Raw genomic sequence first — 18,773 nt, forward strand, 5'->3', positions numbered from 1 at the left:
CCGCGCGGCCGCGCTTCTTCTCCTGAGCGTAGATCGCGAGCGCCTGGTCGAGGGTGACCGTGAACAGCTCGTCCTCGGTGGTGAGCGACCGCGAGTCCGTCCCCTTCTTCAGGTACGGGCCGTAGCGGCCGTTCTGCGCGGTGATCTCCTCGCCGCTGGCCGGGTCGACCCCGACGACGCGCGGCAGCGAGAACAGCTTCAGCGCCTCCTCAAGGGTGACCGTGTCGAGCGCCATCGACTTGAACAGCGAGGCGGTACGCGGCTTCGGCCCCTTGGCGGCGGCCTTCTTGGTGGTCTTCTTCGCGGTCTTCTTGGCGGCCGTCTTCTTGGCCGCGGGCGCCTTGTCCGCGTCACCCGTCCCCGCCGCGTCGGGCTCCGGGACGCCCGCCTCGGGCGCGGCGGGGGCCTCCGGCTCGGGCAGCACCTCGGTGACGTACGGCCCGTAACGGCCGTCCTTCGCCACGATCAGGTGCCCGGTGGCCGGGTCGGTGCCGAGGACGAAGTCGCCGCTCGGCTTGTTGAGCAGTTCCTCGGCCTTCTCGACGGTGAGCTCGTCCGGCGGCAGGTCGGCGGGGACGTCGGCGCGCTTGTCGTCGCGCTCGACGTACGGACCGAACCGCCCGACGCGCAGCACGATGCCGTCGCCGACCGGGAACGAGTTGACCTCGCGCGCGTCGATCGCGCCCAGGTCGGTCACCAGGTCCTTGAGGCCTTCGAGGTGGTCCCCCGACGCGGCACCGCCCCCGGGCGCGTCCTCGCCGAAGTAGAAGCGGCGCAGCCACGGCACCGCCTCGGTCTCGCCGCGGGCGATGCGGTCGAGGTCGTCCTCCATCTTCGCGGTGAAGTCGTAGTCGACCAGGCGCCCGAAGTGGTTCTCCAGGAGTCCGACGACGGCGAACGCGATGAAGGAGGGGACCAGCGCGGTGCCCTTCTTGAACACGTAGCCGCGGTCGAGGATCGTGCCGATGATCGACGCGTACGTCGACGGGCGGCCGATCTCGCGCTCCTCCAGCTCTTTGATCAGCGACGCCTCGGTGTAGCGGGCGGGCGGCTTGGTGGCGTGGCCCTCGGGGGTCAGCTCGACGGCGGTGAGGGCGTCGCCCTCCTCGACCATCGGCAGGCGCCGCTCGCGGTCGTCCAGCTCCGCCTCGGGGTCGTCGGAGCCCTCGACGTAGGCCTTCAGGAAGCCGTGGAACGTGATGATCTTGCCGGACGCGGTGAACTCGGCGTCGCGGCCCGGCAGGCCGGGCGCCTCGGCCGCGGTGCCGCCGATGCGGACCGTGACGGACTGGCCGATCGCGTCCTTCATCTGGGAGGCGACGGTGCGCATCCAGATCAGCTCGTACAGCCGGAACTGGTCGCCGGTCAGACCGGTCTCGGCGGGGGTGCGGAAGCGGTCGCCCGAGGGGCGGATCGCCTCGTGCGCCTCCTGCGCGTTCTTGACCTTGCCGGCGTACGAGCGCGGCGCGTCGGGCAGGTACTCGGCGCCGTACAGCTCGCGGACCTGGGCACGGGCCGCGGCGATCGCGGTGTCCGACAAGGTCGTGGAGTCGGTACGCATGTAGGTGATGAAGCCGTTCTCGTACAGCTTCTGGGCCACCTGCATGGTCGCCTTGGCGCCGAAGCCGAGCTTGCGCGAGGCCTCCTGCTGGAGCGTGGTGGTGCGGAACGGCGCGTAGGGCGAGCGGCGGTACGGCTTGCGTTCGACCGCGCGCACCGCGAACTGCGCCGACTCCAGCGCCGCGGCGAGCGCGCGGGCCCCGGCCTCGTCGACGTGCAGGACGTCGCGGCCCTTGAGCTGCCCGTCCGAGCCGAAGTCGCGGCCGGTGGCGACGCGCTTGCCGTCCAGGTTGACCAGGCGTGCGTTGACCGTGCGCGGGTCGGTCGCGTCGCCGGCGCGACCCGTGTCGAAGGTGCCGAGCACGTCCCAGTAGGACGCCGACCGGAACGCGCGGCGCTCCCGCTCGCGCTCCACGACCAGGCGCGTCGCGACCGACTGCACACGGCCGGCGGACAGCTTCGGGCCGACCTTCTTCCACAGGACCGGCGAAACCTCGTAGCCGTAGAGGCGGTCGAGGATGCGGCGGGTCTCCTGGGCGTCGACCAGGCGCTGGTTGAGCTCGCGCGGATTCGCCACGGCGGACTGGATGGCGTCCTTGGTGATCTCGTGGAACACCATGCGGCGCACGGGCACCTTGGGCTGAAGGACCTCCTGGAGGTGCCACGCGATGGCCTCGCCCTCGCGGTCCTCGTCGGTGGCGAGGAAGAGTTCGTCGGCTTCCTTCAGGAGCTTCTTGAGCTTGGCGACCTGCTGCCGCTTGTCGGCGTTGACGACGTAGATCGGCTCGAAGTCGGCTTCGACGTTGACCCCGAGGCGCGCCCAGGACTGGCCCTCGTACGCGGCCGGGACCTCGGCAGCGCCGTTCGGCAGGTCGCGGATGTGACCCACGCTGGCCTCGACCACGTAACCGGGCCCAAGGTAGCCCTTGATCGTCTTCGCCTTGGCAGGCGACTCGACGATGACGAGTCGACTGCCTTCGCGCGCGGTCTCGCTGCTCGGGGACACCTTCGCTCTTCTCTCCAGATTGCTGCTGTGGGGCACTGCGGGGGCACTACGGGCACTGCTCGGGCGTTGCCGGGGTACTGCTGCGGTCCTGCTGCGGCGCTTGCTCCGCCATTGCCCCGGGCCTCCCCGGGTCGTGCTCCGGCGTTGCTCGGGCGGCCGACGCCCGTCAGGGAATGTAGCCGCCGTGTGGCGGAGTGTGACGGTATCCCAGCCCCCGATGTCAAACCGGCCCTGCCCGGTATACGACACGGATCGGCCCGATGCCACTCGAACGGTAACGCGCACCCAACGGTTCCCGCTTCCCGGGCCGCTAACCCTCCCCCGTCCGAGGGCCTCCGAACGGCCGTGCGAGCGGGTGCCGGGCGCCCGGCGGGATCGCGGAATCCGCTTGTCAGGCACGTGATCGCGAACGTTCCGCGCATCCGTTCGCCACGCTCCGTGCACGCCGTGGACGGGCCGGAAAACGACGGGTGGCCCGTACATCTTGCTTCCTCGGCCCCTGCTGGTTATCTCTGATGGAGCGTCAGGTCAGCACGGAAGCGGGGCCAGCGATGGAGCACGAGGCAGCCGGAGGCCCCCAGGCCGACACGGCGGCGGCACCCCCGTACGCCGACATCAGCGCAGCTCAGCGGCGCACGGTCTTCACCGGCCTGCTCATCTCGATGTTCATCGCGGCACTCGCCAGCACCATCATCACCACGGGCCTCCCGTCCATCGCGGGCGAGTTGGGCGGGGTCGACAAGGTGGCCTGGGTGGTCGCCGGGCACCTGCTCACCAACTGCGCCGCGACCCCGCTGTGGGGCAAGCTCTCCGACCTCTACGGCCGCAAGCCGCTGCTGCTGACCGCCATCGGCGTCTTCACGGCGGGCACCGCGCTGTCGGGCGTGGCGACGGACATCTGGCAGCTCATCGCGTTCCGCGCGGTGCAGGGCGCCGGGGTCGGCGGCATCATCACGCTGTGCCAGGCGGTCATCGGCGACATCATCTCCCCCGCCGAGCGCGGCCGGTACCAGGGCTGGATCGGCGCCTCGTTCGCGTCCTCGACCGCACTCGGGCCGCTGCTGGGCGGGGTCTTCGTGGACACCATCGGGTGGCGCTGGTGCTTCTTCTCGATGCTGCCGTTCGCCGCGGTCGCGTTCGTGGTGATCCAGCGCAGCCTGACCCTGCCACGGCGGCGTTCGCAGGTGTCCGTGGACTACCTCGGCTCGCTGCTGCTGGTCGGCGGGGTCAGCGCGCTCCTGCTGCTGGTGTCGTTCGGCGGGGAGCGCTTCGCCTGGACCTCGGCGACGGCGTGCGGACTGGCCGCGGCGGCGGTGCTGCTGCTCGTGGCGACGGGCTGGTGGGAGCGGCGGGCCCGGGAACCGCTGTGGCCGCCGCGGCTGTTCCACAGCCGTTCGTTCACCGCGCAGTGCGCGGCGGCCTTCCTGATGGGCTCGACGATGTACGCGTCGATGGTCTTCCTGCCGCAGTTCTTCCAACTCGGACGGGGTTTCACGGCGACCGGGGCCGGGCTGCTGATGCTGCCGTTCATCGCGGCGAACCTCGTGGGGTCCACGACCTCGGGGCGGCTCATCGCGCGCACCGGGCGGATCAAGGTGTTCCCGATGATCGGCATGGCACTCTCGGCGGTGTCCGCGGTACTGCTCGCGTGGCAGGTCCTCGGGGCACCCGCGTTTGCGCTGTGGCCGGCGATGGTGGTGTCGGGGATCGGCATCGGCTTCACCTCGCAGGTGCTGATCCTGGCCGCGCAGGCGACCGTGGAACGCCGCGACCTGGGCATCGCGACGTCGTCCATCGCCTTCTTCCGGACACTCGGCGGCACCATCAGCACGGCGGTGTTCGGTGCGGTGATCGCCCGGCGGTTCACCGACACGCTGCCGGGCGAACTGGCCGAGCACCGGGTGGCGGACGGGCAGCTCCCGCCCGGCGGGGCGGACGCGGCGCTGGCGCATCCGGAGCGGGTGCGGGAATACGCGTCCGGCCTCCAGGCGGCCGTGCACGACGCGTACTCAGCCGGGATGAGCACGGTCTACATCGTGGTGCTGCCGTGTGTGCTCCTCGGCCTCGCGGCGGCGGCGTCGATGCGCGACACGCGGCTGCCGGTCGAGGCGCGGGCGGAGCGGGGGAAGCGGCGGCGGATGGCGCGGGTCAAATAGGACAGGTCAGGTGGGACAGGTCAGGTAGCACAAGGTCAGGCAGGACAGGTCAGGTAGGACTGGTGGCCCGGGGGGGGCGTTTCAGGTCACCGGCTCGGGGGCTGCCGGGGGCGGCCGCTCAGTCCGCGGAGTCGTCCGGGAACAGCAGGAAACCGTCGGCGACGAGGGAGCGCAGCGGGCCCGGCACGGCGTCGCGCAGGCCCACCCGGTCCTCGCCCAGCAGTTCGGCGATCGCGTCCACGATGGCCCCGGCCGTCAGGCGCCCGTCGCTGGCCCCGGCCAGCGCGGCGCCGACCGTGTCGACGCGGTCCGCGCGGCACATTCCGCGCTGCTGGCGGAGCACGACGTACTCCGGGTCCTCGGCGCCCGGTTGGCCGGTCTGCTCCTGGAGCACCGCGGACGCCAGGCGGAACGCGGTGCCGAGGAGCGCCGCGTCGTCGTGCGAGCGCAGCGCGTCCTGGCGGCGGAACCAGGCCGCGATCTCGGTGCCGAGCGGTTGTTCGACGGGGTGCGGCCACTCCTCGATGTGCGCCACCGGGCGTTCCGCACCGGACTTGTGCAGCGAGATCCAGCCGAATCCGACGCCCTCCACGCCGTCGCGCTCGAACGCGTCCAGCCAGGCGTCGTACCGCGCGGCGTAGTCCGCGCTCTGGTGGTCTCCGGCGTCGCGAAGCCACAACTCGGCGTACTGGGCGGGGTCCTGGACCTCGCGCTGCACGACCCACGCGTCGCAGCCGGTGGGCGCCAGCCACGCGCGGAGACGGTCCTGCCACTCCTCGCCCTTGACGTGCTGCCAGTTGGCCAGCAACTGGCAGTAGCCGCCGTCCGCCAGGTACGCGGGCGCCTCGGCGACCAGGCGGCGGCAGATCTCGTCGCCGGGCAGGCCGCCGTCGCGGTACACGAAGCGGCCCTTCGGCGAGATGACGAAAGGCGGGTTCGAGACGATCAGGTCGAACGTCTCGCGCTCCACCGGCTCGAACAGACTCCCTTCGGCCAGACCGACGTTGCCGACCCCGGACAGCGCCATCGTCAGCCGGGTCAGGTCCAGCGCACGCCGGTTGACGTCGGTCGCGGTGACCGCGCGGGCGTGCCGCGACGCGTGCAGGGCCTGGACGCCGCAGCCCGTCCCGAGGTCGAGGACGCGGTCGGCGGGCTCGCGCACGGTGATCCCGGCGAGGGTCGTCGACGCGCCGCCGACGCCGAGGACGTGGTCGGGGCGTACCGGACCGGAGACCCCGCCGATGCCGCTGCCGAGGTCGGAAACGACCCACCAGTCGGTGTCGGCCTCGCCGTACGGCCGGATGTCGACGAGCGCGCGCACCTCGTCGCCGTCGCGTTCCAACAGGCCGCCGGCGACCGCCTCGTCGAAGGGCAGCGCGGCGCGGGCCTGCGCAAGCGGCACCCGGGTCTGGAGCAGGAACAGCCGGATCAGCGTGGCGAGCGGGCCGCCGTCGCCGCGCAGCGAGCGCAGCGCGGGGACGGTCTCGCTGCGCGACAGGGCGCCGTACGCCTGCGGCCCGAGCGCGTCGAGGCATCCGTCGACGGTGTAGTCCGCGTCGGCCAGGGCCTCGCGGAGCCGGGCCACCTGGGAGGAGTCGTGCATCGTCACAGGACCATCCTGCCTCGTGCGGACCGGCCTGCCGACCACGACCGGCCGTCGGCCCCGGGTGGCGCGCGGAGCCGCACGGCTGTGGACGCGTCACGAGTGGGCCGCGCGCGGGCTGACGCCTACGAGGAAGGCGACGCGGACGGAGATTCCGACGACTCCGACGACTCCGAGGAAGACTCGGACGGCGAGGCTGAGCCGGACGCCGACTCGGACGCCGACGGCGAGCCCGACTCGGGAGCGGGCGACGACTCGGGCGGCCGGCCCGTCGCCGGGTCGGCGGGCGGCGCGGGCGACGTCTCTGGCGTGTCGCCGCTCGGCGCGGTGGCGGGGGCCGCCGGGCCGCTCACGCAGTTCGGAACTCCGGCCAGGGCCTTGCCCAGTGCGCCCTGGTGCAGCTTGTCCAGCGCGGCGCGCGAGACGGTGACGGAGCTGGAGATGCTCGGCTCCAGCGCGCGCAGGGCGTCGGCGAACGCCTTCTGGTCCCCGGTCGGCAGCTCGTCCAGCTTGGTCTTGACGGCCGTCCACCCGGCGGCGGTGGCGCGCAGGTCACCGGTGAGCACCTGCAACTGGGCGCGGCCGTCCTTGATCTTGGGCGGGCCCGCCCGGTCGAGCGCGGCGGCGAAGGCGGTGTTCGCGTCGGCGAGTTTGGCGACGTCCTCCACGAGGCGGGTCTTCAGGGCCTCCGGTCCCTCGTTGGGGACCACGGTGGATATGTCGTCGAGGGCCTGCTTCGAGGCGTCGATCCGGCCGGTGACGTCGGTGGTGCAGACCTGCCCCGCCCATTCGGCCAGCTTCTTGGTGTTGTCGTCGCCGTCGTCGCCGCATCCGGCGGTCAGGAGCAGCACGGCGGCGGCCAGCGCCGCGACCGCCGGGGTTTTCGCGGGGATTTTCGCGGGGATTTTCGCGGGGGTCATCGCCGGGGTCTTCCGTGCCACGCTCGTCTCCGTGTTCGCATCGCCGTACCGCGTCTGCAAGGCCCGTGCGGCTGGGCCCGCGGCAGTCCGAGGGTGGCATACGACGCGGACGGAGGGCGACGCGGTCCACGCATCGCCCTCCGTCCCTCGCCCGGGCCGGCCGTCGTACCGGCCGGTCCGGTCATCGGGGTGGCACGTCCCGCCGCAGGTCAGCCCCCTACCGGAGTCGCGTCCTTCGCCTCGCTCTCCGGCGTGCCGACGGCGATGGACTTGCGCTTGCTCCACCACACCGCGCCGATGATCACGACGATCGCGAGGACGGCGATCCCCGCGCGGAGCCCGTCGCTCGCGTCCGCGCCGATGGTCAGCTTGACCACCGCCGGGGCGATGAGCAGCGACACCAGGTTCATCACCTTCAGCAGCGGGTTGATCGCCGGACCCGCAGTGTCCTTGAACGGGTCGCCGACCGTGTCGCCGATGACCGTCGCGGCATGCGCATCGGTGCCCTTGCCGCCGAACGTGCCGTCCTCGATGGTCTTCTTGGCGTTGTCCCACGCGCCGCCGGAGTTGGCGAGGAACACCGCCATGAGGGTGCCCGCGCCGATGGCCCCGGCCAGGAACGCGCCCAACGGCGCGATGCCGAGGGCGAATCCGACGGCAACGGGCGCCATCACCGCCAGCAGGCCCGGTGTGGCGAGTTCGCGGAGCGAGTCGCGCGTGCAGATGTCCACGACGCGGCCGTACTCCGGCTTCTCCGAACCGTCCATGATCCCGGGCTTCGTGCGGAACTGCTCGCGCACCTCGAACACCACCGCGCCCGCGGCCCGCGAGACCGCGTTGATGGCCAGGCCGCTGAACAGGAAGACGACCGCGGCGCCGAGGATCAGCCCGAACAGGTTGTTCGGCTGCGAGATGTCGAGGCTGAACGACAGCGCCTCAAGGCGCGACATACTCGCGTTCGCGCTTTCGCCGACTTCGACGCGCGCGGTCTCGACGGCGTCTCGGTACGACCCGTAGAGCGCCGTCGCGGCGAGCACCGCGGTCGCGATCGCGATGCCCTTGGTGATGGCCTTCGTGGTGTTGCCGACGGCGTCCAGGTCGGTGAGGACCTGCGCGCCCTCGCCCTGGACGTCGCCGGACATCTCGGCGATGCCCTGCGCGTTGTCGGACACCGGGCCGAACGTGTCCATCGCAACGATGACGCCGACGGTGGTGAGCAGGCCTGTTCCGGCGAGCGCCACCGCGAACAGGGCGAGCATGATGATGCCGCCGCCGAGCAGGTACGCGCCGTATACGGCGATGCCGATCAGGACCGCCGCGTACACCGCCGACTCCAGGCCGAGTGAGATGCCCGACAGGATGACGGTCGCCGGGCCGGTGAGCGAGGTCTTGACGACGTCCTTGACCGGACGCCGGGACGTCTCGGTGAAGTAGCCGGTCAACTGCTGGATCACAGCCGCCAGCACGATGCCGATGAGCACCGCCACCAGGGCGAACACCCGCGGGTCGCCGGAGTGTTCGAGGATGTCCCGGCCGGTGTCCGTGGTGTTGGACAAGCCCTCCAGCTCGGAGAACTTGCTCGGCAGGTACGCGAACGCGGCGATGGCGACCAGCGCGAGCGAGATCACCGCGGACAGGAAGAACCCGCGGTTGATCGCGGTCATGCCGCTGCGGTCCCCGGCCCGCGGCGAGACCGCGTAGATGCCGATGACCGCGGTGATCACGCCGATCGCCGGGACCATCAGCGGGAACACGAGTCCGGCGTCGCCGAACGCGGCCTTGCCGAGGATGAGGGCCGCGACGAGCGTCACGGCGTACGACTCGAACAGGTCGGCCGCCATGCCCGCACAGTCGCCGACGTTGTCGCCGACGTTGTCCGCGATGGTGGCTGCGTTGCGCGGGTCGTCCTCGGGAATGCCCTGCTCGACCTTGCCGACGAGGTCGGCGCCGACGTCGGCGGCCTTGGTGAAGATGCCGCCGCCGACACGCATGAACATGGCCAGCAGGGCCGCGCCGAAGCCGAACCCTTCGAGGACCTTGGGCGCGTCCTCGCGGTAGATGATGACCACGAGCGCGGCGCCGAACAGGCCGAGGCCGACGGTGAACATGCCCGCGACACCGCCGGTGCGGAACGCGATGCGCATCGCGGTGTGCGAGGCCTCGGGCCCGGATCCGCCGGCGCGGGCCGCGGCGGCCACGCGCACATTGCTGCGGACCGCAAGCCACATGCCGGTATAGCCGGTGATCGCGGAGAACACCGCGCCGACGAGGAAGAACACCGAGCGGCCGATGCGTTCGTCCCAGCCGTCGGCGGGGAGCAGCATCAGCAGGAAGAAGACCCCGACGGCGAAGAGCCCCAGGGTGCGGAACTGGCGGGTGAGATAGGCCGCGGCGCCTTCCTGGACGGCACCGGCGATTTCCTTCATCTTCGCGGTGCCCTCGTCGGCGGCGAGCACCTGGCGTACCAGGGCTGCCGCGACGGCGAGGGCGGCCAGCGCAATGACCGCGACCACCACGACGTACGTCAGATCGGTCCCGGCGACCTCCGCGGTCCCCGGTGCGGCGGTGACAGTGGCGAGTTCGGTGAGTTGGAGCCCGGACATGCGTCCTCCATCGCGAGGGATGTTTCGGACTGGCTTCTCAGACGGGCGCTAGACGATCTTTTACAACGTGAATGGGAGTGTATGCAAATGATCAAGAACACACCACGGTAATCTTCATGATCATATCGAATTATGCATAAAATACGCGCACTACGCCTCGATTCGGGGCAATCCCTGGGTAAACAGGTTTTGCACCGCCGAAATCGGGATATGGGCAAGGCCGTTGCCGCCTCGGATCGGGCGCTCCCACAACGAGTCGGCGCAATGCGTCGGCGCGCACAACGCGAACGGCGGGCCCTCCCTTGGGAAGGCCCGCCGTTCGCGGATAATTCAGTCGTCCGGAGCAGTTGCCGGCGCGGCGCCCCGGGCACCGGCCCGGACGCACGCCGACCGCGTCACAACCCGAGCGGGTCGTCCCCGATCTTGCCCTTCTCGGACGGCCACGACATACGGATGCTGCCGCCGTCGGCACCCGCGCGCACGTCCAACTCGTCGACCAGGCCGAGGATCACGGCAAGGCCGAGCTCGCTCTCCGCGACGTCCAGGCTGGTTCCGTTCGCCCCCGGATGGGGACCCAGGTCGCCGGAACCGCCGGACTCGCCGGCGCCCACGACCGCGGGCTGCGGGACGGCGTCGCGCACCTCGATCGAGAAGCGGCCGTCCCCGTCGTCGAGCGTCACCGTCACCGGCTCGTCGGCACCCACCTGGCGGGTGAGGCCGACCGCGCGCGAGCACGCCTCGCCGACGGCGAGCCGCACCTCGTCCAACACGGACTCGGCGACACCGGCCCGGCGGGCCACGGCGGCGGCGACAAGCCGCGCCGTACGGACGTGTTCGGGCAGCGCGGTGAAGCGCAACTCGACGATGGCCATAGATCCCCCAGCCGTACTTGCCGACGTTCCGACCGGCGGGCTATCCGGTACGAAGCGCTACCTGGTTGAAGCGGTGGCGGGCGGAGCGCCCTCCGCGCGGAGACGGACAGGCGCGGCTCAGTCCGTCGCGTTGACGGCTTCCTCCACCGAGGTGTGGATGGGGAACACCTTGGTCAGACCGGTGATACGGAAGATCTTCAGGATGCGCTCCTGAGTACACACCAGGCGCAGCGACCCCTCGTGCGCGCGAACGCGCTTGAGGCCGCCCACCAGCACGCCCAGACCCGTCGAGTCCAGGAAGTCCACACCCTCCATGTCCACGATCAGGTGGTAGCTCCCGTCGTTGACGAGTTCCACCAATTGCTCGCGCAGTTTGGGGGCGGTGTACACATCGATCTCGCCGCCCACCTCGACGACCGTACGGCCGCCCTCGGTTCGGGTCGACAGGGACAGGTCCACGGATCCTCCAGCACCTTGCTATCGAGCGGTCGCCCCCCAAGGATCGGCAGCCGCCAAGGCATTCAACCACTTATGGGCGCTACAGGACGATGAATCCCGCGACTTTCGATGCGAGACTGGTGCCCGATGTCGCCCAATCCACACTCCCAGGAAGACCTGTTGGACCGCTTGACGGCGGCCCACGGGCGACCCGATCGAGTGACACACGTTCGGCGCATACCCCCGCGGAGGGGCAGGCCGACCATCTGGCCCGATTGGGCGCGCCCGGAAGTCGTGGACGCTTTTCGGGCGGCCGGTATCGACCACCCTTGGGAACACCAGGCGCATGCCGCATCGGCAGCCGCGTCGGGCCGGTCTGTCGTGTTGGCGACCGGCACCGCCTCGGGCAAGTCCATGGCCTACCTTCTGCCGGTACTCACCGCCCTCTTGGAGGGTACCCGGGCTCCGAACGGCCGTGGTGCCACCGCGCTGTATCTGTCCCCGACGAAAGCACTCGCAGCCGACCAGATCAGGGCCGTGGACGAGTTGCGCGCCGCGCAAACGGGACTCGATCCGGTGCGCGCGGCGGCCTATGACGGCGACACGCCCGCCGATCTGCGGCGCTGGGTGCGCGGACATGCGGCGTACGTGATGACCAACCCGGACATGTTGCACCGGTCGTTGCTCCCCGCGCACCGCACGTGGTCGGCGTACCTCAAGGCGCTGAAGTACGTCGTGATCGACGAGTGCCACACCTACCGCGGCGTGTTCGGCTCGCACGTCGCCCAGGTGATCCGCCGTCTCCGCCGGGTGTGTCGGCGCTACGGATCCGACCCGGTGTTCATCCTGGCGTCCGCGACGGTGTCCGATCCGGGCGGCGCTGCGGCCCGGCTGATCGGCATGCGGCCGGGCGACATCGAGGCCGTGACGGACGACGCGTCCCCGCGCGGGGCACTGACGTTCGCCCTGTGGGAACCGCCGCTCACCGATCTGAAGGGTGAGCGCGGCGCCCCCGTGCGGCGCACCGCGACCGCGGAGGCCGCGGACCTGCTGACCGACCTCGTGGTCGACGGCGTGCGCACGGTCGCCTTCGTACGCTCCCGGCGCGGCGCCGAGGTGGTCCGCGTCATCGCCCGCGACCAACTCGAACGCATCGACCCCGGACTGGCCGAACGCGTCGCCACCTACCGCTCCGGCTACCTGGCCGACGAACGGCGCGGCCTCGAACGCGCGCTGCACGACGGGCGCCTGCTTGGTGTCGCCGCCACCACGGCACTCGAACTCGGCATCGACGTATCCGGCCTGGACGCCGTCCTGCTCGCCGGATACCCCGGCACGCGCGCGTCGCTGTGGCAGCAGGCCGGACGCGCGGGCCGCGCCGGACAGGCCGCACTCGCCGTGCTGATCGCCCGCGACGACCCGCTCGACACGTTCCTCGTGCACCACCCCGAAGCGCTGTTCGACCGCCCGGTCGAAGCGACCGTCCTGGATCCCGACAACCCGTACGTCCTCGCCCCGCACCTGTGCGCGGCCGCCGCCGAACTCCCGCTGGAGGAAAGCGACCTGCCTCTCTTCGGACCGGTCGCCCCCGAGCTGCTGCCCGGCCTGGTCCGCCGCGGACTGCTGCGCAAGCGGGCCACGGGCTGGTTCTGGACCAGCCCGCAGCGCGCCACCGACCTCACCGACATCCGCGGCGCCGGCGGCCAGGCGGTCCGCGTCGTCGAGGAGGACACCGGCCGGGTGCTGGGCACGGTCGACGCCGCGGCCGCGCACACTGCGGTTCACCAAGGCGCCGTGCACCTCCACCAGGGGGACACGTACCTCGTCAGGCTGCTCGACCTGGAGGACGACGTCGCCCTGGTCCGCCGCGCCTCGCCCGACTGGACGACCTCCGCACGCGAGAAGACCGACATCCGGATCCTGGAGGAAGTGCGGGCGGAACCCTGGGGCGAGGGCCGCCTGCACTTCGGCTCCGTCGAGGTCACCAGCCGCGTGGTGTCGTACCAGCGCCGCCGCATCGTCACCGGCGAAGTGCTGGGCGAGCACAAACTCGACCTGCCGGAACGCTCGCTCCGCACCCGCGCCGTCTGGTGGACGGTCACCCCGGACCAGGTCGCCGACGCGGAACTCGACGACACCGACCTCCCCGGCGCCGCACACGCCGCCGAACACGCCTCGATCGGCCTCCTCCCGCTCTTCGCGACCTGCGACCGCTGGGACATCGGCGGAGTCTCCACCGCCCTGCACCCGGACACCGGACTGCCCACGGTGTTCGTCTACGACGGCCACGCGGGCGGCGCGGGCTTCGCCGAACGCGCGTACGCCACCGCCGCCACCTGGCTCACCGCGACCCGGGACGCCATCGCGGCGTGCGAATGCGAGTCCGGCTGCCCCAGTTGCGTCCAGTCCCCGAAGTGCGGCAACGGCAACTTCCCGCTCGACAAGCCGGGTGCGATCAGGCTGCTCACGGTGCTGCTCGGAGGACGGGCGGAGGCGGGGGAAGTGACTCCGGAGTTGGCATGAGTGTGGGTGGGCAGGCCCGGGGGTGAGCAGGTTGGGCGGGTGTGAGTCGTTGTGTGAGTCGTTGTGTGAGTCGTTGTGTGAGTCGTATGTGCGCAGGTTGAGTCGGATGTGCGTCGGGCGTGAGCAGGTTGAGTCGGGCGCGCGCCGGGTGTGAGCCGCGTGTGAGGCAGGGGGCCGTGCGCCCCTCGGGGGTGGGACCGAGGGACGCACGGTGTTTCGTTCATCGGGGGCCGGCACGGGCGGCAACGCGGGCGGTGCCGAACGGGCGCAGCAGGAGCGGCGGTCTGGACTCCGCGACGACGTCGGCGAATTCGGCGTTCAGGCTGCACGCCGTGAGGGACGCGCCGTGCTCGGCGGCCACCTGACGGGCCACCGCACAGGGGTTGTTGCCCTGGCCGCCGACCGACGCCTGGTACGCGGCCGACAGAGCCGCGGAGTCCGCGGCGGCGGCGGCGCGATGGCGTGTCGCAACCGCGGCGCCGTACGCCAGCATGACCATCGCCAGGCACACCGGCAGCAGCGACCAGACCGCCACCCAGACGGTTCCGGAGCCCTCCTCTCCTGTTCGTGCGTGCGGTTGCGGGGAACGATCGGAAGCCGCGGGTTCTGCGGGCTTGTTGAGGGGCCCGGCCAGGGGCCGGTTCGGAGGTCGGTTCACGGGCCGGCTCACGGGGGTGACTCCTCGTCCACGGCAACTGCGGTGTATTCCACGGGGATCCGCAACCTGCTCCACGGCCCGGGAAGCGGGACTTCGGCGGTCACCCGCAGGCGGACCCGTCCGTCACGCTTCGTGTGCTCGGCGACAGAGGCGTGCGGCGCCAGTTCGTGAACGACGGCCAGTGCGTCCGCCGGAGCCTCACCCCGCGCCAACGCCCGTGCTCCCGCCTGCGCGGCGTCCGCGCAGCGGATGTGCACCGCCACCGCGATGACGATGGTCGTGAGACCGAGCAGGACCAGGGCGATAGCCGGAAGCGCCATTGCCGATTCCGCGGTGACGTATCCGCCGTCCGATCCGGCAAACTTCCGTTTTGTTTTCCGAGCAGTCGGCATGGACAGCGTGTCGGTCGCATCAGAAAGTCGCATCGAGCGCCTTTCCGATGATGGCGCTCAACCCGTTCGTCACGACGTCGCTCGTGACCACCTTGTAGAGCGCCGCACTGAATGCGACGGCCGCAACGGTGCCGACCGCGTATTCCGCCGTGGACATTCCGTCGTCCCGCCGGAGAAGCACACCAACTCGCTTCAACAGAACGGCACTTCGGGCACGGAAACGCTTTGCGGGAACGTACGGAATGCCGGGCCTTGATTTGGCGGCGGGCGGTTCGTCGGGGCCGTGCGGACGGTCGGCGCCGGCCGGGTGACCGGTGCTGGGCTGCGGCTCCGAAGCGGGTGCCGACGGGTTGGACGCAGGACGCGGAGGCACAGTGTCCGGTTGTGCGTTGTCCGATGTCGCGTCCGGCGTGGTGTCGCAGGTGGTGTCGGAGGTGGTGTCGGACTTGGTGTCGTACAAGGCCGTCGGTTCGGCGGTCGACGCGGGGGTCGTCGGGACGGCGACGATCGGCGTGGCGGGATTCTCGCTTGCGACGCTTGACGGTGCTGTGGGCGTGACTGCGGTGGTGGTGTCGGACATGAGTTCTCCTGTGATGCGTGAACGGGGCGGAGCCTGCGGGAGGCAGGGACTCGGAAGTTCTGAGGGTGAGAGCGGCGGCTCAGGTGGTCGGTCTGCGGCAGCTGGTCCCGTCAGCTCTGGGCGGCGAGCAGCGGTGTTGCCAGGCCGACGACCACCGGCAGCACGCCGATCAGCAGGAAGGCGGGCAGGAAGCACACGCCGAGCGGGAGAGTTGCGCGTACCGCCGTACGTCTCGCCGCCGCGGTCAGGTCACTGCGACGCCGGTCGCGGCATTCGTCGGCAAGGTGGGCGATGCGTTCCGCGAGCGGTGCGCCGCCCTCGCCGGAGCGGGACAGCGCCCTGGCCAGCGGGGCCAGTTCGCGGTGCGCGGCCAGGGTCGACCAGCAGCGCGCCGGATCACCGCCGAGCCGTACGGCGCCTGCCGCAGCCCGGAGTTCGCCGCCGAGCGGCCCCCCGACGGCGTCGGCGACAGCCGTCACCGCCTCGGCCGGGGGCGCGCCTGCGGCGAGGCAGGCCGACAACAGGTCTGCCGCGGTCGGAAGATCAGCCGTCATGCGCTCACGGCGGAGTCGGTCGGCCGCCGGGGCCATGCGCCCGAGTTGTCGGTCCACGGCCGCACCGACGAGCGGGGCGGCGAGCACGCCGGGCAGTCCACCGATGACCAGCGCTGCCGCAAATCCCGCGAGTGCGGCGGCCGTTCCGCGTCGCACGCGGGCGGCGCGGAGTTCCCGGGGCCGCGGAGTGCCGGCACGGTCCGTACGGCTGGCTCCGACGGCGGCCTTGAGTCGCTCTCGGCCGCCGGTGCGGGGTGCCGGGACGGCGAACCACACGGCGCAGGCCGCAAGGACGCCCACTCCGACGAACCCCGGTGCGGCCGCTACGCCGTCCATCGCGGCCCCCGAGCGTCACGGGCGATACGGTCCGTCCAGTCGAGGCCGAGAGCAATGAGGATCAGTCCCAGGACCAGGCATCCGACGCCCAACGGCGTGTGCAGGAGGACATCGAGCGGGTCGGCTCCGACACCCTGCCCCAGCACCAGACCGACGAGCGGAAGCGCCGCGAGCAGTCGTGCGGTGGTACGTGCGCCGGACAGCTCGGCCTCCAACTCGCGGTGCCCGGACTCCTCCGCGCGCAGTCCGGCGGCGATCCGGTCGAGGGCCGGTGCGAACCCCGCCCCGCGCTCGGCGGCGACCCGCCAGCACGCCGCGATGCGGGCAAGCGCGTCCGCGCCCGGTGCGGCGGCGGCCCGGACGAGTGCGTCGGGGACGTCACCACCGACGCGCGCGACGGCCACCGCCTCGGTGAGGCAGGTACGGACGGGCCCGGCAAGCACATGGGCAGCGACCGTGAATGCCTCGGACGGCGCTTGTCCGGCGCGGAGTTCGCCGACCATCGCGGTCGCCAACTCCGTGACTCCCGCGCGACGGTCAATGGCGGCCCGCAATACCTGGGCCCGTGCGCGGCGTCGCAGTGTGTACGCGGTCGCCGGTAATGCGAGCACCAGCGGAACGAGGGACCCCGTCACCACCGCGAGCAGGGCCGAGCAACCGAGCAGAATCGCCACGCCGCGAGCCTCCGGCGCACGGAGTGCGACCCGGAACCGACCGTGGACCGGCTGAGCGCGGGCGCACGGATCGATGAAGTCGCCTACGCCGTGGGGGTCATCAAGTGTCGGGACTCCGCCGGGCGAGGACACCGCAAGGTCGCGCACCCGCGCACGTCCCACCCGGGCACCCGCGATCCAGATGGCACCGGCGGCGAGGGCCGGAGCCAGGAGGGTACCGACGGCCATCGGAGTCGGGAGCGGTGCGGCAAGCGTGGTCGGCGGTGGCATCGCGATGACGGTGATGCCGAGTGTGGTCATGGGGAAGCCGCCTGTCTGGATCGCTGGATTGGGCACGAAAAGGCGTGCGGAGGTTGGACCGTCGCCCTCAGGGGCGCCACCAGCCCGCCAGGCGGGCCGCCAGGCGGGGGAAACCGGGGCCTTGGCGGTGTGGGGCGGTGCGGTCGAGCAGCAGCGCCGGAACGGGGTGCACAAGCCCCCGCGGATTGCGTTCCAACACGTGGATCTCGGCGACCCGCCGCAGCCCGTCGCGGTCGCGCACCAGATGGACGACCAAGTCCAAGGCGGCGGCCAGTTGGCTGTGCAGTGCATCGCGCGTGAGACCTGCCGGGGAGGCGAGTGCTTCGAGGCGCGCGGGCACATCCGTGGCCGAGTTGGCATGGATGGTGCCCGCGCCGCCTTCCTGGCCCGAGTTCAACGCCGCGAGCAGCTCGGTGACCTCAGCGCCGCGCACCTCGCCCACGACGATGCGGTCGGGTCGCATGCGCAGTGCCTGACGGACGAGGTCCCGCAGGGTGACGGCACCCGCGCCCTCGATGTTGGGGGGCCGCGACTCCAGCCTGACGACGTGCGCGTGGCGGGGCGTCAGCTCGGCGGAGTCCTCGATCAGGACCAGGCGTTCGGCGGGGTGGGCGGTCCCGAGCAGGGCACCGAGCAAGGTGGTCTTGCCAGTCCCCGCACCGCCCGAGACCAGGAACGCGCAGCGGGCGGCGACGATCGCCCGCAGGATCTCGGCCACCTCGGGCGGGAACGCCCCGCAGGTGACCAGGTCGTTCAGGGACATGGTGGTGCGACGCGGCACCCGGAGCGAGAGGCAGGTGCCGCGGACCGCGATCGGCTTGAGCACCGCGTGCAGGCGGACGCCGTCCGGCATGCGGGCGTCGACGTACGGCGAGGCGTCGTCCAGCCGTCGGCCCGCGGTGGTGGCGAGGCGTTGGGCCAGGCGCCGGACCGCGGCGTCGTCGGGGAAGGTGACGCGCGTGCGCTGCGGCCCCGCGCCGCGGTCGATCCATACCTCGTCCGGCGCGTTGACGAGGACGTCGGTAACCTCGGGATCGGCCAGGAGCATGTCGAGGGGACCGGCTCCGACGATCTCCGAACGCAGGGCACGCAGCACGGCCATGACGGTCGCGTCGCCGAGCACGCGGCCCTGGGCGCGCAGGGCGTCGGCCACGGCGGCGTGCGTGGGGTCGCGTCCCTCCGCTGCGAGCCGGGCTCGCACGCTGTCCACAAGCTGTGGATCGATCGCCGCCTCGGCGGGTGGGAAGTCGGCCGCCCCGGCCGACCCGGGAGGGCCGGCCGACCCGGGAGGGCCGGGAGGTGCGGGCGGGCCGGGAGGTACGGGCGGCCGAGGCGGCGGGGGCGAAACGGGCCGGGCATGAGCCGGGGTCGGTGACGAGGGCGAGGGTGCGCTCGGGAGCGGTGGGGTGAGCGGGTGCCGAGGTGCCGGAGCGACAGGCGGGGTGGGCGCGATGAGTGCGGTGTGGATCGAGCCGCCACCAGGTGCGGAGGCGACCGGAGTTCCGGGGCGGGCCGCCTGTGTGGGGGCAAGCGCCGGGTGCGCGGGGTAGACGCCGGCGACGCCGTGCGAGGGGGTGCTGGGGCTCATGAACGACTCC

At 71.8% G+C, this 18,773-nt stretch carries 14 protein-coding genes; 2 read left to right on the forward strand and 12 right to left on the reverse strand.

Annotation, left to right across the window (positions count from 1 at the left end):
• Nucleotides 1-2,566: type I DNA topoisomerase (topA, locus tag ACRX5S_RS19575; protein ID WP_436774274.1), on the reverse strand; the 2,566-nt coding region annotated here is incomplete at its 3' end.
• A gap of 551 nt (nucleotides 2,567-3,117) precedes the next feature.
• Here topA and ACRX5S_RS19580 point away from each other — a divergent pair.
• On the forward strand, nucleotides 3,118-4,722 hold the full coding sequence (locus tag ACRX5S_RS19580; RefSeq protein WP_436774275.1) for an MDR family MFS transporter: 1,605 nt from the start codon (nucleotides 3,118-3,120) through the stop codon (nucleotides 4,720-4,722).
• A 118-nt stretch (nucleotides 4,723-4,840) separates the two neighbouring features.
• Here the strand turns inward: ACRX5S_RS19580 and ACRX5S_RS19585 are convergent, their stop codons facing one another.
• The 5 genes from ACRX5S_RS19585 to bldG form a co-directional block, all read right to left on the reverse strand.
• Nucleotides 4,841-6,325, reverse strand: coding sequence for a DUF7059 domain-containing protein (locus ACRX5S_RS19585; protein WP_436774401.1), 1,485 nt, complete (start codon nucleotides 6,323-6,325; stop codon nucleotides 4,841-4,843).
• Nucleotides 6,326-6,450: 125 nt separating this feature from the next.
• Nucleotides 6,451-7,266, reverse strand: a complete 816-nt coding sequence (locus tag ACRX5S_RS19590; protein ID WP_436774276.1) for a hypothetical protein — start codon at nucleotides 7,264-7,266, stop codon at nucleotides 6,451-6,453.
• Nucleotides 7,267-7,454: 188 nt separating this feature from the next.
• The gene (locus ACRX5S_RS19595; RefSeq protein ID WP_436774277.1) at nucleotides 7,455-9,848 is read right to left on the reverse strand and encodes a sodium-translocating pyrophosphatase; all 2,394 of its coding nucleotides are present in this window, start codon (nucleotides 9,846-9,848) and stop codon (nucleotides 7,455-7,457) included.
• A 395-nt stretch (nucleotides 9,849-10,243) separates the two neighbouring features.
• Nucleotides 10,244-10,720, reverse strand: coding sequence for an ATP-binding protein (locus ACRX5S_RS19600; RefSeq protein WP_436774278.1), 477 nt, complete (start codon nucleotides 10,718-10,720; stop codon nucleotides 10,244-10,246).
• Between the two features lie 117 nt (nucleotides 10,721-10,837).
• On the reverse strand, nucleotides 10,838-11,179 hold the full coding sequence (gene bldG, locus ACRX5S_RS19605; RefSeq protein WP_358357365.1) for an anti-sigma factor antagonist BldG: 342 nt from the start codon (nucleotides 11,177-11,179) through the stop codon (nucleotides 10,838-10,840).
• Between the two features lie 108 nt (nucleotides 11,180-11,287).
• On the opposite strand from bldG, the gene ACRX5S_RS19610 reads away from it, so the two are divergent.
• Nucleotides 11,288-13,681 (forward strand): DEAD/DEAH box helicase, encoded by a 2,394-nt coding sequence (locus ACRX5S_RS19610; protein ID WP_436774279.1) that lies wholly within the window; start codon nucleotides 11,288-11,290, stop codon nucleotides 13,679-13,681.
• Nucleotides 13,682-13,901: 220 nt separating this feature from the next.
• Here ACRX5S_RS19610 and ACRX5S_RS19615 read toward each other — a convergent pair whose 3' ends face one another.
• From ACRX5S_RS19615 to ACRX5S_RS19640, 6 genes are all read right to left on the reverse strand, one after another.
• Nucleotides 13,902-14,414, reverse strand: a complete 513-nt coding sequence (locus ACRX5S_RS19615) for an Rv3654c family TadE-like protein (protein ID WP_436774280.1) — start codon at nucleotides 14,412-14,414, stop codon at nucleotides 13,902-13,904.
• Nucleotides 14,348-14,659: a TadE family type IV pilus minor pilin gene (locus ACRX5S_RS19620; RefSeq protein ID WP_436774281.1), complete on the reverse strand. Its 312-nt coding sequence runs from the start codon at nucleotides 14,657-14,659 to the stop codon at nucleotides 14,348-14,350. Before ACRX5S_RS19620 ends, ACRX5S_RS19615 begins: the two co-directional genes overlap by 67 nt.
• 91 nt (nucleotides 14,660-14,750) lie before the next feature.
• Entirely contained in the window at nucleotides 14,751-15,311 is a 561-nt protein-coding gene (locus ACRX5S_RS19625; protein WP_436774282.1) for a DUF4244 domain-containing protein, read from the reverse strand.
• A 110-nt stretch (nucleotides 15,312-15,421) separates the two neighbouring features.
• Complete coding sequence (locus ACRX5S_RS19630) at nucleotides 15,422-16,201, reverse strand: type II secretion system F family protein (protein WP_436774283.1); 780 nt, start codon at nucleotides 16,199-16,201, stop codon at nucleotides 15,422-15,424.
• Nucleotides 16,189-17,175, reverse strand: coding sequence for a type II secretion system F family protein (locus ACRX5S_RS19635; RefSeq protein ID WP_436774284.1), 987 nt, complete (start codon nucleotides 17,173-17,175; stop codon nucleotides 16,189-16,191). Before ACRX5S_RS19635 ends, ACRX5S_RS19630 begins: the two co-directional genes overlap by 13 nt.
• 67 nt (nucleotides 17,176-17,242) lie before the next feature.
• On the reverse strand, nucleotides 17,243-18,400 hold the full coding sequence (locus ACRX5S_RS19640) for a TadA family conjugal transfer-associated ATPase (protein WP_436774402.1): 1,158 nt from the start codon (nucleotides 18,398-18,400) through the stop codon (nucleotides 17,243-17,245).
• Nucleotides 18,401-18,773 lie beyond the last annotated feature (373 nt).

The organism is Yinghuangia sp. YIM S09857 (assembly GCF_051388915.1).
Classification (GTDB): domain Bacteria; phylum Actinomycetota; class Actinomycetes; order Streptomycetales; family Streptomycetaceae; genus Yinghuangia.

Coding starts and splice junctions, on each gene's coding strand:
- ACRX5S_RS19600 (WP_436774278.1), bottom strand. CDS start 10,720: ATGGCCATCGTCGAGTTGCGCTTCACCGCGCTGCCCGAACACGTCCGT.
- ACRX5S_RS19620 (WP_436774281.1), bottom strand. CDS start 14,659: ATGGCGCTTCCGGCTATCGCCCTGGTCCTGCTCGGTCTCACGACCATC.
- ACRX5S_RS19610 (WP_436774279.1), top strand. CDS start 11,288: ATGCGAGACTGGTGCCCGATGTCGCCCAATCCACACTCCCAGGAAGAC.
- ACRX5S_RS19635 (WP_436774284.1), bottom strand. CDS start 17,175: ATGACCACACTCGGCATCACCGTCATCGCGATGCCACCGCCGACCACG.
- ACRX5S_RS19630 (WP_436774283.1), bottom strand. CDS start 16,201: ATGGACGGCGTAGCGGCCGCACCGGGGTTCGTCGGAGTGGGCGTCCTT.
- ACRX5S_RS19595 (WP_436774277.1), bottom strand. CDS start 9,848: ATGTCCGGGCTCCAACTCACCGAACTCGCCACTGTCACCGCCGCACCG.
- ACRX5S_RS19580 (WP_436774275.1), top strand. CDS start 3,118: ATGGAGCACGAGGCAGCCGGAGGCCCCCAGGCCGACACGGCGGCGGCA.
- ACRX5S_RS19625 (WP_436774282.1), bottom strand. CDS start 15,311: ATGTCCGACACCACCACCGCAGTCACGCCCACAGCACCGTCAAGCGTC.
- ACRX5S_RS19585 (WP_436774401.1), bottom strand. CDS start 6,325: ATGCACGACTCCTCCCAGGTGGCCCGGCTCCGCGAGGCCCTGGCCGAC.